15 protein-coding genes are annotated in these 14852 nt (G+C 42.6%); 10 read left to right on the forward strand and 5 right to left on the reverse strand.

Annotation, left to right across the window (positions count from 1 at the left end; all coding sequences use genetic code 11):
- Window positions 1–332 precede the first annotated feature (332 nt).
- From FKN16_RS03500 to FKN16_RS03510, 3 genes are all read right to left on the reverse strand, one after another.
- Window positions 333–2054, reverse strand: a complete 1722-nt coding sequence (locus FKN16_RS03500; RefSeq protein ID WP_170902009.1) for an ATP-binding protein — start codon at window positions 2052–2054, stop codon at window positions 333–335.
- On the reverse strand, window positions 2044–3225 hold the full coding sequence (locus FKN16_RS03505; protein WP_170902010.1) for an FIST N-terminal domain-containing protein: 1182 nt from the start codon (window positions 3223–3225) through the stop codon (window positions 2044–2046). Before FKN16_RS03505 ends, FKN16_RS03500 begins: the two co-directional genes overlap by 11 nt.
- Before the next feature lie 113 nt (window positions 3226–3338).
- The gene (locus FKN16_RS03510; RefSeq protein WP_170902011.1) at window positions 3339–3695 is read right to left on the reverse strand and encodes a hypothetical protein; all 357 of its coding nucleotides are present in this window, start codon (window positions 3693–3695) and stop codon (window positions 3339–3341) included.
- A gap of 257 nt (window positions 3696–3952) precedes the next feature.
- Here FKN16_RS03510 and ccoN point away from each other — a divergent pair, with 257 nt between their 5' ends.
- The 10 genes from ccoN to uspE all read left to right on the forward strand — a co-directional run bounded on the left by ccoN (window position 3953) and on the right by uspE (window position 12951).
- Window positions 3953–5380, forward strand: coding sequence for a cytochrome-c oxidase, cbb3-type subunit I (gene ccoN, locus FKN16_RS03515; RefSeq protein ID WP_005396488.1), 1428 nt, complete (start codon window positions 3953–3955; stop codon window positions 5378–5380).
- Between the two features lie 12 nt (window positions 5381–5392).
- The gene (gene ccoO / locus FKN16_RS03520; RefSeq protein ID WP_005377475.1) at window positions 5393–6013 is read left to right on the forward strand and encodes a cytochrome-c oxidase, cbb3-type subunit II; all 621 of its coding nucleotides are present in this window, start codon (window positions 5393–5395) and stop codon (window positions 6011–6013) included.
- A 9-nt stretch (window positions 6014–6022) separates the two neighbouring features.
- Complete coding sequence (locus FKN16_RS03525; protein ID WP_005396487.1) at window positions 6023–6196, forward strand: CcoQ/FixQ family Cbb3-type cytochrome c oxidase assembly chaperone; 174 nt, start codon at window positions 6023–6025, stop codon at window positions 6194–6196.
- Window positions 6196–7170: a cytochrome-c oxidase, cbb3-type subunit III gene (gene ccoP / locus FKN16_RS03530; protein WP_005377487.1), complete on the forward strand. Its 975-nt coding sequence runs from the start codon at window positions 6196–6198 to the stop codon at window positions 7168–7170. Before FKN16_RS03525 ends, ccoP begins: the two co-directional genes overlap by 1 nt.
- 105 nt (window positions 7171–7275) lie before the next feature.
- Window positions 7276–7752 carry a FixH family protein gene (locus FKN16_RS03535; protein ID WP_046875302.1) on the forward strand — a complete coding sequence of 159 codons (477 nt, stop codon included), beginning with the start codon at window positions 7276–7278 and terminating at the stop codon, window positions 7750–7752.
- Window positions 7753–7756: 4 nt separating this feature from the next.
- Entirely contained in the window at window positions 7757–10120 is a 2364-nt protein-coding gene (locus FKN16_RS03540; protein ID WP_170902012.1) for a heavy metal translocating P-type ATPase metal-binding domain-containing protein, read from the forward strand.
- Window positions 10121–10135: 15 nt separating this feature from the next.
- Window positions 10136–10300 carry a cbb3-type cytochrome oxidase assembly protein CcoS gene (gene ccoS, locus FKN16_RS03545; protein ID WP_012841826.1) on the forward strand — a complete coding sequence of 55 codons (165 nt, stop codon included), beginning with the start codon at window positions 10136–10138 and terminating at the stop codon, window positions 10298–10300.
- Between the two features lie 8 nt (window positions 10301–10308).
- Entirely contained in the window at window positions 10309–10986 is a 678-nt protein-coding gene (locus FKN16_RS03550; RefSeq protein ID WP_006742590.1) for a sulfite exporter TauE/SafE family protein, read from the forward strand.
- A 90-nt stretch (window positions 10987–11076) separates the two neighbouring features.
- Window positions 11077–11823, forward strand: coding sequence for an FNR family transcription factor (locus tag FKN16_RS03555; protein ID WP_005377497.1), 747 nt, complete (start codon window positions 11077–11079; stop codon window positions 11821–11823).
- A gap of 180 nt (window positions 11824–12003) precedes the next feature.
- Window positions 12004–12951 (forward strand): universal stress protein UspE, encoded by a 948-nt coding sequence (gene uspE / locus FKN16_RS03560; RefSeq protein WP_170902013.1) that lies wholly within the window; start codon window positions 12004–12006, stop codon window positions 12949–12951.
- 137 nt (window positions 12952–13088) lie between these two features.
- Here the strand turns inward: uspE and ttcA are convergent, their stop codons facing one another.
- Together ttcA and FKN16_RS03570 are read right to left on the reverse strand one after the other, a co-directional pair.
- The gene (gene ttcA, locus FKN16_RS03565) at window positions 13089–13982 is read right to left on the reverse strand and encodes a tRNA 2-thiocytidine(32) synthetase TtcA (protein ID WP_005377502.1); all 894 of its coding nucleotides are present in this window, start codon (window positions 13980–13982) and stop codon (window positions 13089–13091) included.
- A 199-nt stretch (window positions 13983–14181) separates the two neighbouring features.
- Window positions 14182–14844 (reverse strand): DUF2987 domain-containing protein, encoded by a 663-nt coding sequence (locus FKN16_RS03570; protein WP_074190133.1) that lies wholly within the window; start codon window positions 14842–14844, stop codon window positions 14182–14184.
- Window positions 14845–14852 lie beyond the last annotated feature (8 nt).

Genomic DNA, 14852 nt, shown 5'->3' on the forward strand with positions numbered 1-14852 from the left:
CACTCATAGTTACCAACATCCCAATGTCCCTTAAATAAGTTCACATAAGAATGAGGCTAGCTGCTGAACCTAAATAAAGAGACATTTTAACTTTGCTAAAAAGTGACATTACAACTTTGCGCCTACACCCTTAGTGCGCATTATGTATATTATGTTAAATGATGAGTGCTCATACGCCAAATGTTGCCAATGAGCACTCCTATTCCCCTGTGGATTTGAAATTTAAGGTCTCCATCATAACCATTAAACATAATGGCTATTTACCATAAAATACTTAATATAGATCTTAATAATCTATCGATTGTTAAGATCTATATTAATGCTTTTTCTACTTACAGAAATGGCTGTATAGCTTCAAAGATATCTTGTCTTCGAACTGGTTTGGAAATGAATCCATCCATACCTGCGTCAAGGCATTTATCTCTATCACTTTCTAGCGCATGAGCGGTTAATGCAATGATTGGAGTCTTGAAACCTTTATCTCGGATAATCCTTGTTGCGGTAATCCCATCCATCACTGGCATCGAGACATCCATAAGAATCAGGTCGATTAAATCCTCATTTTCCTCTAAGAACGTTAATGCTTCTGCTCCATGACTTGCGATATGAACATTATGACCAAGCTTATTTAAAATAAGCTTTATTACAAACTGATTCGACTCGGTATCTTCGACTACGAGAAGATCCATCGCTTTTATTGGTTGGTTGTTTTCTATTTTAACTGGACGATTTTGATTGCAACGAGTTAAAACGGGAATCTTAATAGTAAATGTTGAGCCGACATGCTCGTCACTTTTAACGATAATCTTGCCGCGCATCATTTCAACTAAATGCTTGGTTATTGCTAGCCCTAGTCCTGTACCACCAAAGCGTCTCGTGATGGAACGATCACCTTGATGAAATGCCGTAAATAGATGTTCTTGCTTGGCTTTAGATATACCAATTCCGGTGTCTGATATTGAAATTACAAGCTCGGTGTCTTGCTCAGATACTGAAACTTTTACTTCTCCTTCATCAGTAAACTTTATTGCATTCCCAATAAGATTAAACAGGATTTGAGATAATCGCGTAGAGTCAATCCAAAACTGTTTGTCGGTAGTTACCATGCAATTGAGTTTAAATTGAAGGCTCTTCTTCTTAGCTATTTGTTTTTGTTGAGAGATGACAAAAGTGACAGTGTCTCTTAAATTAACCCACTGTTCATTGAGTTGAAAGCGACCTGATTCAATTTTTGAGAGGTCAAGAATGTCGCTGATAATCGCGAGAAGCAACTCCGCTGAGCATTCCATTTGGCTCAGGGCATCGATTTGCTCTTCTGATAAGGTGGATTGTTTCAGAATATCGAGCATTCCAAGGACGGAATTTAGAGGGGTTCTAATTTCATGACTCATCATCGCTAAGAATTCTGACTTTGAGCGATTTGCAAGCTCTGCTTCTTCTCTTGCTTTAGCAAGCTGAGTTGTCCGCACTTCAACAATACGCTGTAACTTCTCTTTGGTCTCAATATCGATGACAGCCCTCTCAATTAAAGGCCGAAAGCGTCTTAAGGTTTCCTTATTTTCTATGCTAAAGTGCCCTTTCTTAGCACCAATAAGTAAGATGACCGTTTGTGTTACTTCTGAACGTATGCCCGTTAGGACTACCGAGTTTACATGGCTTTTTATAAAACTGTTCAGGTTAATAAACTCCGCAAGCCTATCTGGTTCGAACAGCAGAATACATTCGCCATTCAGCGCTCTCTCAGATGCGTTACCGTGTAACCAAGATATGTTATCAAATACACTATTTGTCGATATCAACGTTTTGAAGGGGTACCTCTCATCATCACGAGTTAGAACGATAAAATCATCAAAGTTGATGTACTTCTTAAGGACATTATTTAATCCCGTAAATATCTCGTGCCGGTTTTTTGCTTCACTCATCGCGGATATCGCTGAAAGAATAGCTTTATTCTCATCGGCGAGCAGTCGTTCTCTTTGCCTAGCCTGTTTTAGTTCGACTAACGCTTCTTGCAGCGCTTCCTGTTGGTATATGTCTAAGTATTTATCTTTCATAAGGTTTATGGAATATCGCTGATGAAATCATCAGGTTTCCATGTCCATTCTCACCACCAATAAATCTACCTTGCTCACCAAAAGTAAAAGGGCAAATAAAAGGTAACTGTTCTAGTTCTTGGTTAATTTGTTCACAAACGCTATTCATGTCTTGCATTAAGTGCAACATAGGACCTGCGCAAAAGATGTTTATCACCCCAATTTTTCGAGATTCTTCTAATTTTTGATTAAAGGCTGCATTTACAACTTTAGCAGCGCGTGCAACGAGGTGTTCTCTGCTTCCTTTCATTAAAGTGAGTTCATCACCCTCTTCTATTCGTGTAAATAGCTCAATTCCTCCATCTCGCGTCTCACGAATTGGATGGGACAATTTGTAATATGGACGCTCATAGAGGTGGCCAGCGACACGCCCTAGTGGATAAGCGCTCGAGTTTGTAAATAGCAGGTTGTTTTTGCCTACTTGGTTATCTTGATGGTTTGTCCACTTTCTATAAACATTGAGGGCTGGTTCGTCATCAATTTCTAGCAAGCACCTATCGTTAGTTTTGGTTGCAACCCCTTTGATATTGGTTGGAGTGTGCCCAGCACTAAAAGCAATATCAACAGGCTGTGAGGAGTAAAATAATGTCAGACTTAAACCTGCAGTTTGAGATCCTTGGGCGGTAATAACAGACCATTTTCCCGCGATATGATTATCAGCGGCTGAACCACCAATAATTGGGATCAGCGTACCAAACCTTTCATCTATAGATGCAATGATTGATTCCTCTTGCCCTGGAGTTGCATGAAGCAGTATTAAGTTTGGCACTTCTCCTACGCGGTTAGCGTTCTCAAGAGCCATATCCAAGGCCTTGGTTACACTGTCACCTGAATCATAGTTAGAAATACCAGTGCCATAAGCATGAGGGCCTGAATCATAAATTGCGAGCACCGCAATCACTGGGCCCGTATGAAACCCCTGGTCTGTCATTACTGCTTGGCATGAACTAGCTCCATGAAAAGGCACACCGGGAAAATGCTCAAGAAACGCTTCTCGAATTAACTCAAAGTCGTACTCTTCCGTGTAGTAGCACATCACGTAAGACAAGTTCTGTTGTGTCAGTTCGGACCTAAGCGTTTCTATCGCTGAGTCTTCATCTTTAATATGAGTAAAAACTGATTGGCAATGCATACGATTTTATAATTGGGTATCACTCTGCTGTTATACCATTCCAACCAATTTTCTCTAGGTAAGAAGGTGAAAATTTCATTAAGAAGTTGCGATTATCTCGTGACAGATCGTATTTATAATTGAACTACAACAATGTTTTCGCCTTTTTTAAAGGTGATTTTTCTTGATTCAGGCATGGTGTCCCATTCCATGTTCTTATGTTCCCGATCGAGATTGATAAATTCGCCAGATTGATTTGGATCAATTTTTAGAGTGCTACTTTTTATCGTTTCGAGCGAAATTCCCGTTGAGTCACGATTAATTGTGATTATTTCACCTTCAATTGTTACATCGCATCGTTCTTTTTGTGAACAGTCAATGCTAGTAACGCTCTCGTGTGTAAAGGTACGCCAGAAAAATGCGCCTATTAACACACTGAGCATGATTAAGATTTGTGCAAGTCGCGCCTTTGTTAACTTTTGTGCAGGCATAATTACTAATATCCTTGTTACAAACTTCAAACTTTTTAAATAAAAAATGATTTCCAGGGGGCCAGTAAGGTTACTACCCTGTCATTGAATTGTTAATTCAAGTATAGTGTCACGCTGAAAATGCCACTTTTTATTAAAGTCAGCAATGGAAATAAGGTGATGATAACACTTGAATTCTAGAGTTTACTTGGGTGGTGTTACGACGCAAGTCGTGTTGGAAGTAAAAGTGTAGTTAATTAGAAATTGGAAGCATGCAAATGAGCCAAGTAAAGCAGCTTGAACAAAACTACAACTATACAGTCGTTCGCCAATTTACCCTTGTGACCATTTTATGGGGCATAGTTGGTATGGCTGTTGGTGTTTTGATTGCCGCTCAATTAGTTTGGCCACAGCTAAACTTTGATACGCCGTGGTTGACGTACAGTCGCTTACGTCCACTGCATACTAATGCGGTAATTTTTGCGTTTGGTACAAGTGCTCTGTTCGCAACGTCTTATTATGTTGTACAGCGCACATGTCAAACACGTCTTTTTGGTGGCCCACTCGTTGCCTTCACCTTTTGGGGTTGGCAAGCAATCATCCTGGCAGCAGCCATTACTTTGCCTCTCGGTTTAACATCGGGTAAAGAGTATGCTGAGCTAGAATGGCCTATTGATATCGCAATTGCGCTAGTATGGGTATCATATGCGGTGGTGTTCTTTGGCACACTGGTGAAGCGAAACACGTCACATATTTATGTGGCAAACTGGTTCTTCGGTGCCTTTATTATCACAGTAGCAGTACTTCACATCGTGAACAGCATGGCTATTCCTGTGTCACTTGGTAAATCTTACTCGATTTACTCAGGCGCAGTGGATGCGATGGTTCAGTGGTGGTATGGACACAATGCGGTAGGTTTCCTACTCACCGCTGGTTTCCTAGGCATGATGTACTACTTCGTTCCTAAACAAGCTGAACGTCCTGTTTATTCTTACCGTCTATCTATCGTTCACTTCTGGGCGCTTATTTCTCTATATATTTGGGCAGGCCCTCACCACCTTCACTATACAGCGCTACCGGACTGGACTCAGTCTCTAGGTATGGTGATGTCGCTGGTTCTATTTGCTCCTTCTTGGGGTGGTATGATCAACGGTATTATGACGTTATCTGGTGCATGGCATAAGCTTCGTTATGACCCTATCCTACGTTTCCTAATCGTTTCTTTGTCGTTCTACGGTATGTCTACCTTTGAAGGTCCAATGATGTCGATTAAGACAGTTAACGCACTTTCTCACTACACAGACTGGACCATTGGTCACGTTCACTCTGGTGCGTTAGGTTGGGTTGCGATGGTCTCTATCGGCTCTGTATATCACTTAGTACCTCGCCTATTTGGCCAAGAGCGTATGTACTCTGTTGGTCTCGTGAATGTGCATTTCTGGCTAGCAACAATCGGTACCGTTCTTTACATCGTTGCGATGTGGATCTCTGGTGTAATGCAAGGTCTGATGTGGCGCGCGGTTAACTCTGACGGTACGCTAACTTACAGCTTTGTTGAGTCTGTAGAAGCGTCTTATCCGTTCTACTTTGTACGTTTCTTAGGTGGATTTATCTTCCTATCTGGTATGTTCCTAATGGCATACAACACGTACAAAACGGTAAGTGCACCAAAAGAAAGCCTAAAAGCTATCCCACATCCGGCATAAGGAGATTTAAGAATGAGTAATAATTCTAATAATCGCCACGAAATCTTAGAACGTAATGTCGGTTTGTTGGCTATTTTTATCGTGTTTGCTATCAGCTGGGGTGCTCTTGTAGAGATCACTCCTCTGATTTTCCAAAAGCAAACGACTGAACCTGTAGAGAATCTGCGTGCTTACACTCCTCTGGAGATGGAAGGTCGTGACATCTACATCCGTGAAGGTTGTAACGTTTGTCACAGCCAGATGGTTCGTCCTTTCCGCTCAGAGACTGAACGTTACGGTCACTACTCTGTCGCTGGTGAGAGTGTTTGGGAACACCCATTCCTTTGGGGCTCTAAGCGTACAGGTCCGGATTTAGCTCGTGTTGGTGGTCGTTATTCTGATGAATGGCACCGCGTTCACCTACTAGATCCTCGTGAGCTTGTGCCTGAGTCAAACATGCCAGGTTTCCCGTGGTTAGCTGAAAACGTTTTAGACGGTAAGCTAACTCAGAAGAAACTTGAGCTATTTCGTGATCAGTTCGGTGTTCCATACACTGATGAAGAGATCGCGAATTCGGCTAAAGAAGTAGAAGGTAAAACAGAGATGGATGCAATCATCGCTTACCTTCAGTCTCTTGGTCATGCAATGAAGTAAGGGGATCATATGGATTTCGGTACAATTCATAGTATTTATACCGTTGTACTCTTCGCTAGTTTTATCGGCATCGTATGGTGGGCATTTAGTAAAAAGCGTAAAGCACGCTTTGAAGAAGATGCCAACTTGGTGTTTGCTGACGAAGAACAAACGACCCCAAATAACCAAGGAGTGAAGAAGTAATGACTACATTCTGGAGTCTCTGGATTATCGTGATTACTGTCGGTACGCTGGTAGGCTGTGCGATTCTCCTAACTTGGTGCGCTAAAGATAAAATGGGCGTCGAGGAAGGGGAAGACATGGGCCACGAGTACGATGGTATTCGCGAGCTAAACAACCCTCTACCAAAGTGGTGGACTTACCTGTTTGTAAGCACATTTGTGTTCGCAGCAGTTTACCTTGCCCTATTCCCAGGTCTAGGTAGCTTCAAGGGCTTTTTAAACTGGCAGAGTTCGGCTCAAACCGTTCGCTCACTAGAAGAGTCAAAAGAAGCCATCGCTGCAGCACAAGAGAACAAGCAACTAAACCAATATGCAAAAGAACTGGATGATGCCGACGCTTACTTCGGCGAAGCATTCCGTAAACTCGCGCACAATGACAGTGGTCTACGCCCAATTCCTGAAATTGCGCAAGATCCTGAAGCATTAAAAGTTGGCCAACGTTTGTTTTTGCAAAACTGTTCTCAATGTCACGGCTCTGATGCTCGTGGTCAGAAAGGTTTCCCTAACCTAACTGATGATGCATGGCTATACGGCGGTGAACCAGCTGCAATCGTAACAACCATCATGCATGGCCGTATTGGTCAAATGCCAGCATGGAAAGATGCGCTTGGTGAGCAAGGTGTGCAAGAAGTTGTAAGCTACACACTTAGCCTATCTGGTCGTAAAGTGAATGCTCGTGAAGCAGCGGCAGGTAAAGCACGTTTCGTCGTGTGTGCAGCTTGTCACGGTACTGATGGTAAGGGTAACCCTGCAGTCGGTGCACCTGATCTTACAGACCAAGATTGGCTATTTGGCGACTCTCGTGCAGCTGTAACCGAAACCGTAATGAACGGCCGCTCAGGTGTAATGCCCGCGTGGAAAGACATTTTGGGTGAAGATAAAGTTCAGCTCGTTGCCTCTTATGTCTGGAGCTTAAGTAACTCAGAGAGTAAGTAACTGAGATATTAAGTAACATAGCAATAACAGCCCCTTTCATAGGGGCTGTCTTTCCTTTAAATTTAACGCCTTACATTTTTTCATTTAGCTGTTGAGAACTTTTTTATGGTAAAGCCTTGGTATAAACAATTTTGGCCGTGGTTCCTAATCATCCTTCCTCTTACTGTCGTAGTTTGGACTGTGATTACTGTGGTCGTTTTCTCGAACAACTCTGTTTCTTTAGTCGCCGAGGATTACTATAAAAAAGGCAAAGGCATTAACATCGACATTAGTAAAATGAATGTCGCTCGTGACCTAGGTCTTAACGCAGAGATTTCTTCTGAAAATAACAATGTTGTGATTGTTTTCGCTAAAGGGAAGCTATCTCATTACCCTGCTCTAACGGCCACTTTCACTCATCGTACTCTTCCTGATCGTGACTTTACAAAGCTCGTAACGGCGGATGCATCTGGTAATTACCGCCTAACGGCAGAAGAATCTATTCAAGGTCCTTGGTTTATCGAACTACAACCACATGACCAACAATGGATGATCCAAGGTAAAGTTGAATTTCCTGCCTCGTCAACACCGTTAATGAAGTAAGCATATGTGTGAATCCTGTTATCACTGTGGTGAAGATGTACCAGCCAACACGGATTTTAAAGTTGATATACTCGGTGAATCCCGCAAGATGTGTTGTCCTGGCTGCGAGATGGTTGCTCAAACCATCGTAGACAGCGGCTTAGTATCCTACTATCAATATAGAACTGCGCCTGCGGAAAAAGCAGATTTAGTACCAGAGCAACTCCAAGCTTTAATTCATTATGATAATGAAGATGTACAATCAGAATTTGTGCGAAATCGTGAAAATGTCTCTGAAGTAACTCTTTCTTTAGAAGGCGTTTCATGTGCAGCTTGTGCGTGGTTAATCGAAAAGCAAGTCTCTAATACGGCTGGGTTAGTGTCTATCCGCGTGAATACAACCACTAACCGCGCGTTACTGGCCTGGAATAACACTCAAGTGCGATTAAGTGAGCTCCTATCTGTCATTCATAAATTGGGTTATAAAGCCGCACCATTTGAAGCTGATAAGCAAGAAGCCTCTTATCATCGAATGATGAAGCAATACTTATACAGATTAGGTATTGCTGGTTTAGCTACCATGCAAGTTATGATGCTAGCCGTCGCATTGTATCTAGAAGTTTTTGGTGACCTAGAACCGGAGTTTAAAAATTACTTTCGTTGGGTAAGTCTGATCTTTGCTACGCCAGTCCTACTCTACTCTGCTCTTCCGTTTTACTTAAATGCGTGGCGAAGCATCAAAGGCCGAACCCTCGGTATGGATGTGCCTGTCTCGATTGCACTTATTTTTGCCTATGTAGCCAGCTTAATAGCAACCGTTACAGAACAGGGCGAAGTCTTCTTCGAATCGATTTCAATGTTCACTTTCTTCCTATTGGTTGGACGATTTTTAGAGATGCGAGCGCGTCGCAAAGCCGCAGCGGCGAGTGGTAACCTATTAAAGTTGATCCCAGCGATCGCCACGACGCTGGATGGCGAGCAAATACCAGTGAAAACTCTAAAAGTTGGAGATCGTATTCGCGTCCTTCCTGGTGAGCATATCCCAGCTGACGGCAAAGTTATTTCGGGTCGTATTCATATTGATGAATCCATGCTAACGGGTGAATCCGTACACGTGGTGAAACGAGAAGGCGATGCGGTTTATGCAGGAACACTAAACGGTGATGAGTCATTTGAGCTAGAGGTCATGAGTTCCAAAGCCGACTCAATGATTTCCAATATCGTGCGTTTACAAGATGAAGCTCAACACTCCAAACCTAAAATCGCAGAAATTGCAGACGTTGTTGCTCGTTACTTTGTTGGAGCAATTCTTATTATTTCTGCTGGTACTTGGTTTTACTGGCATCAAACAAAACCAGATGATGCGTTTTGGATCATGCTATCCGTATTGGTAGCCACCTGTCCATGTGCCCTATCTCTTGCTACTCCAACTGCTCTAACTTGTGCTACCTCCCGTATGGGAAACTTTGGCATTTTGCTTCGTAAAGGTCATGTGTTCGAGACGCTATGTAAGATCAACCACTTAGTTGTAGATAAAACAGGTACTCTGACGAAAGGCGATATTGAGATCTGTGATACAAAAGTGTTGAGTGATCTTCCAAAAGAAGATTGTCTCTCTCTAGCCGCAGCATTAGAAGCTCATGCAAACCATCCTATCGCTCGCTCTTTTGCAAGTTACGCCAATGATGACTTTGTTGTGTATGAAGTGCAAAACGTGATTGGTTCAGGGATTGAGGGGATCTGGAATGGCAAAGTCGTTAAGATAGGCAGTACGGCTTTTGTTCAAGGCAAGGAAAGCGAAGAAAGCCACGCGGTCTATCTTTCAGTTGATGGCGAGCATGTCGCTAGTTTTTACTACCGCGACCCTATCCGAAAAGAAAGCAAAGCCTTTGTTCAACGTTTTGCTGACGCTGGAATTAAGACAACGCTGCTAACAGGTGACTCTCTCTCAAACGCTCGACCTGTAGCGAATGAAATTGGTATCGATCATGTCGTTGCGTCAGCAAAACCAGAAGACAAACTCGCGTATCTTAAGAGTCTTGATGAAGACAGTATCACTATGATGGTTGGCGATGGCATCAATGACGCACCTACTCTCGCCGGAGCTCATCTTTCAGTTGCAATGGGCGGTGGTACGGATGTCGCTAAAGCTTCTGCTGATATGACGTTACTTGGGGATAATCTCGAAAAGCTACTAGAGGCACGTTTGCTTGCACTGCGTACAAGAAAGATTATTCGAGAAAACTTGGCTTGGTCTTTGGGTTACAACCTGTTAATTTTGCCTTTAGCTGTCGCTGGTTTAGTGGCTCCCTACATTGCAGTAGTTGGCATGTCTGCAAGCTCAATTATCGTTGTATCTAACTCTTTGCGCCTGCTCAAAGAGAAATAAGTAGAGAAAGCAAACATGGAAAGTCTTTATATATTGATTCCCATCGCTATCGTTCTCGTTTGTGTTGCTGTTGCCGTTTTTCTTTGGGCAGTAAGAAGTGATCAGTTTGAAGATCTAGAACGACAAGGACATAACATTCTTCTTGATGAAGAAGACAAATCTAATAGTGATAAAAAATAGCAACCTTTATGACTCCTGACTTTATTGGTGCTTTGATGATCGGCCTCGTCGGGGCCGGTCATTGCATGGGAATGTGTGGTGGTATCGCGTCTCTGCTTACCATGGGCTCTTCTACAAGTAAAAGCTCCCCCCTTATTCCACTCTTCTACAACCTAGGGCGATTGAGCAGCTATGCCGTAATCGGTGCATTAGTAGGCGGAGCAATATCAGGTTTATCTGAGCTAAGTGGATTAACGCATTCTCTTGCTTGGTTAAGGCTGATTGCCGCACTGTTCATGATTCTGGTTGCGCTTTATATTGCTAGATGGTGGCAAGGTTTACTGTTAATAGAAAAGTTAGGACAGCACATTTGGCGCTTTATCTCACCTGCTGGTAAGCGTTTGTTGCCATTAAAGCACCCTCTTCATGCTTTACCATTTGGCTTCATTTGGGGCTGGTTACCATGCGGCTTGGTTTATTCTGCGCTAACTTGGTCGGCGGTTTCAGGCAGCGCAATAAACGGTGGTCTTATTATGCTCGCGTTTGGCCTCGGAACACTTCCGGCAATGCTGATTATTGGATATGGTGCCAACCATTTTCAGAAATTACAAAAATCGTTAATATTTAGAAATATTTCAGCATTAATCCTTATTGGGTATGGTTCGTACACTGCTGTAGGAGCCATGGAGTTACTCGGTTTCATATAACGTTAAACTCTATTGAGGTGACATTTTTGCTACCCTTTAGGATTAAGCGATGCTAAAATATTGATGTATATCAAATAGTGAAAGGTTGTTATGATTTCTGAAAAACCTGCAACAAAGCGTATCCAATCAGGCGGTTGCGCCATTCATTGCCAAGATTGTAGCATTAGTCAGCTGTGTATCCCGTTCACTCTGAATGAGGCAGAACTTGATCAGCTTGACCAAATCATCGAACGTAAGAAGCCTATCCAAAAAGGACAAGAGCTTTTTAAGGCTGGTGACGAGCTAAAATCTCTGTACGCTATCCGCTCTGGTACCATCAAGAGCTATACGATCACAGAGCAAGGTGATGAGCAAATCACAGCGTTTCACTTGGCCGGAGACCTAGTTGGTTTCGATGCCATTACAGGTGACTCCCACCCTAGCTTTGCTCAAGCGCTTGAAACGTCGATGGTATGTGAAATCCCATACGAAATTTTAGACGACCTATCAGGTAAAATGCCTAAGCTTCGCCAGCAAATTATGCGTTTGATGAGTAACGAAATTAAAGGTGATCAGGAAATGATTTTGCTTCTTTCTAAAAAGAATGCAGAAGAACGTCTAGCGGCTTTCCTATACAACCTATCAACTCGTTTTTCTCAACGTGGCTTCAGCCCTAGAGAGTTTCGTTTAACGATGACTCGTGGTGATATTGGTAACTATCTTGGTCTTACAGTGGAAACAATCAGTCGCTTGTTGGGTCGTTTCCAGAAATCCGAGATCCTAAGTGTAAAAGGTAAATATATCACTATCTTAGACCACGATGCATTGATGGAACTTGCTGGTGTAACTAAAGAATAATACACCCCAATTATTGATGTAGCTCGAAAATGAGCTACATCATATTTCTCATAAATTCCTTTCGAAAGTCCTCAAAAAGTTACCCAAACTAAGCTACAGTAAAAATGTACGGTGAGTACTCCAAAATACTGATTTAATTTATATTCAGTATCTGGTTTTGCAATAGAAGTGGGCTTAGTTATGAGTATATACAGTAAGATCCTTGTTGTAGCTGACATCAATAATGATGAGCAGCCCGCACTTGCAAGAGCTGTTCAATTAGCTCAAAAAAGTGTATCTAGAAGCCGAATCACTTTCTTTTTATCCATTTACGATTTCTCTTATGACATGACGTCAATGCTATCAGTGGATGAAAGAGATGCTATGCGTCGAGGTGTTATCCATCAACGTGAGCAGTGGATGCTTAAAATTGCTCAACCTTATCTAAACGATGGCTTCGACTTTGATGTATGTGTCGTCTGGCACAACCGTCCTTACGAAGCAATTATCGCTGAGGTCTATGCAGGCAGCCATGACCTAGTCATTAAAGGCACACGTAAGCACGACGTGTTAGAATCTGTGATTTTCACTCCGACCGATTGGCACTTGCTACGTAAATGCCCTATCCCAGTACTTCTGATTAAAAATGCAGATTGGCCAGAACAAGCAAGCATTCTTGCCTCGGTCCACGTAGGCTCTGAAAATCCAACTCATATTGATCTCAACGATGCCATGGTCGAGCGACTAAAAGAAGTCACCACCCGACTGGATGCCAAACCATACCTTGTTAATGCGTATCCCGTTACACCGGCGAACATTACCATTGAACTTCCTGAGTTTGATCCAACGACTTATACCGATGCCGTTCGGGGTCATCACTTAACTGCGATGAAAGCATTACGCCAAAAACACGGCCTTGATGAAGAGCAAACGATTGTTGAGCAAGGCTTACCTGAAGATGTCATTCCAGCAGCAGCTGAGCACTTGAATGCTGCAATGGTTATTTTAGGCACCACAGGGCGAACCGGGCTTTCTGCTGTCTTTATTGGTAATACAGCTGAGCACGTGATCGATAAAATAAATTGCGATGTATTGGCTCTAAAACCAAAAGGCTACATTAGCCCTCTCGATCCAAATACAGCAACCTAATCTCTCTTTAGCATTGCTATATTGAGCGCTTTCAAACAGACGCTAATAAATCCCCCTAATAAAGGGGGATTTTTGTTTGGGGACAGTTAAAGCGTTGAATACAAAAAAGGAGGTCTAATTGACCTCCTTTTTACGAGTTAGATGTTCGTAACATCGATGAACATTGATTCATCAATATTCGTCGAAGAAACGACAGCCTCATTAAATTCATACTCTTCGCGGTTACCTTCACGGTCTAGCGGTAAGTTAACAAAGTCGAACAATTCGCGGTCTGCTAGTTGGCTTGGGCTTACGTTTTGAATTGATTTAAAAATCGCTTCCACACGCCCTGGCGTCTTCTTATCCCATTCAATCAACATTGCTTTTATAGATTGACGCTGAAGGTTCTCTTGAGAGCCACAAAGGTTACACGGAATAATTGGGAAATCCTTGTGCTCAGCGTATTTGATCAGATCTTTTTCACGACAGTAAGTTAATGGACGAATGACCACGTTACGACCATCATCAGAGCGTAGTTTTGGTGGCATCGCTTTAAGGCGAGAGCCGTGGAACATATTCAAGAACATTGTTTCGACGATGTCATCCATGTGATGACCTAGCGCAAGCTTAGTTGCACCAATCTTCTCTGCAAATGAATACAGCGTACCACGTCGCAGGCGCGAACACAGACCACAAGTGGTTTTGCCTTCTGGCACTTTCTCTTTTACGACTGAATACGTGTCCTTATCTACGATGTAGTAAGGGATATTCAGTGTTTCGAAATACTCAGGCAGAATATGCTCAGGGAAGCCCGGTTGTTTTTGGTCTAGGTTTACCGCAACCACTTCAAATTTGATTGGCGCAGCTTTTTGAAGATTCAACAGGATATCAAGCATCGCGAATGAATCTTTACCACCGCTAATACATGCCATCACAACATCGCCTTCTTCGATCATGTTGTAATCAGTAATGGCATTTCCAACATGTCTTCTCAGGCGTTTCTGAAGCTTGTTGAATTCTAGGGTTTCTTTTCTTGTATCTATTTGGTTCATTGCGGGCTCTCACATCGCCGATAAATCGACTAGGACTTCCTAACATGGGTTTCTTTGGGGCGTGGATTATACGAGCTTTTTACGCAGGATTAAATGCTTGTCTTATTGAGACATTAAGAAAAGGACACGAAAGGTAGCTTAGTTACCGTCACAAATGAAAAAAGAGCCGCAATTGCAGCCCTTTCTAAACTCTCAGTGTTCACTTCTTTGCGTTAGGCAGATAAGGTAGCACTCGCATAGTAGGCTCTGGGAGTGTCATTGTGCCACCTTGTCCTATTTCGCTTAGCGCGACCTGTATCTTGCCATTGACAATTGGCTTTTCGGTTCCGTTTGAGAAAATCACTTTATCATTCAGTTGATTTGCAAACTCCATCGTCACACCTTGAACTTCAGGTGTAAACCAACCCGCAAACATACCGCCTAAATCTTCCAACATCGTCTGCATTTGAGGTAGAAGAGGCTTAAGTTGCTCGTAAGAAACGTTACCCTGTAATGGTTCTTTGGCCATCACGACAAGTGAGTAATCGCAACGAGTATCTTTTGGAGTATCGACAAAAACCAACGGATTCGCTGACTTTAAGTTTTTATCGACTGGCAGAGGCAACTCTTGTGAAGCAGGGATAACAAACTCTTCATAGTGCTCTTCTTTTTCCATCCAAGCTTTTTCTATTGTACAAATTTGCTTAGTTTTCGCATCCACAAAGAAGACACCAACTTTCACGTCGTCATGCCCTTCTTTATTGTTGTTTTTGAGTTGGGTGTATAACTTCGAGTACGTGAACATGTACTCTTGAGCTTGGGTTATTGGCGATACAAGAATCAGCGCCGCACTTCCCAATAGACTTAGGCTTAACTTTTTCATTTTATCCG

It is taken from the genome of Vibrio sp. 11-4(1) (genome assembly GCF_013048625.1).
Lineage (GTDB): Bacteria > Pseudomonadota > Gammaproteobacteria > Enterobacterales > Vibrionaceae > Vibrio > Vibrio diabolicus.

Coding starts and splice junctions, on each gene's coding strand:
- FKN16_RS03500 (WP_170902009.1), bottom strand. CDS start 2,054: ATGAAAGATAAATACTTAGACATATACCAACAGGAAGCGCTGCAAGAA.
- FKN16_RS03505 (WP_170902010.1), bottom strand. CDS start 3,225: ATGCATTGCCAATCAGTTTTTACTCATATTAAAGATGAAGACTCAGCG.
- FKN16_RS03510 (WP_170902011.1), bottom strand. CDS start 3,695: ATGCCTGCACAAAAGTTAACAAAGGCGCGACTTGCACAAATCTTAATC.
- ccoN (WP_005396488.1), top strand. CDS start 3,953: ATGAGCCAAGTAAAGCAGCTTGAACAAAACTACAACTATACAGTCGTT.
- ccoO (WP_005377475.1), top strand. CDS start 5,393: ATGAGTAATAATTCTAATAATCGCCACGAAATCTTAGAACGTAATGTC.
- FKN16_RS03525 (WP_005396487.1), top strand. CDS start 6,023: ATGGATTTCGGTACAATTCATAGTATTTATACCGTTGTACTCTTCGCT.
- ccoP (WP_005377487.1), top strand. CDS start 6,196: ATGACTACATTCTGGAGTCTCTGGATTATCGTGATTACTGTCGGTACG.
- FKN16_RS03535 (WP_046875302.1), top strand. CDS start 7,276: ATGGTAAAGCCTTGGTATAAACAATTTTGGCCGTGGTTCCTAATCATC.
- FKN16_RS03540 (WP_170902012.1), top strand. CDS start 7,757: ATGTGTGAATCCTGTTATCACTGTGGTGAAGATGTACCAGCCAACACG.
- ccoS (WP_012841826.1), top strand. CDS start 10,136: ATGGAAAGTCTTTATATATTGATTCCCATCGCTATCGTTCTCGTTTGT.
- FKN16_RS03550 (WP_006742590.1), top strand. CDS start 10,309: ATGACTCCTGACTTTATTGGTGCTTTGATGATCGGCCTCGTCGGGGCC.
- FKN16_RS03555 (WP_005377497.1), top strand. CDS start 11,077: ATGATTTCTGAAAAACCTGCAACAAAGCGTATCCAATCAGGCGGTTGC.
- uspE (WP_170902013.1), top strand. CDS start 12,004: ATGAGTATATACAGTAAGATCCTTGTTGTAGCTGACATCAATAATGAT.
- ttcA (WP_005377502.1), bottom strand. CDS start 13,982: ATGAACCAAATAGATACAAGAAAAGAAACCCTAGAATTCAACAAGCTT.
- FKN16_RS03570 (WP_074190133.1), bottom strand. CDS start 14,844: ATGAAAAAGTTAAGCCTAAGTCTATTGGGAAGTGCGGCGCTGATTCTT.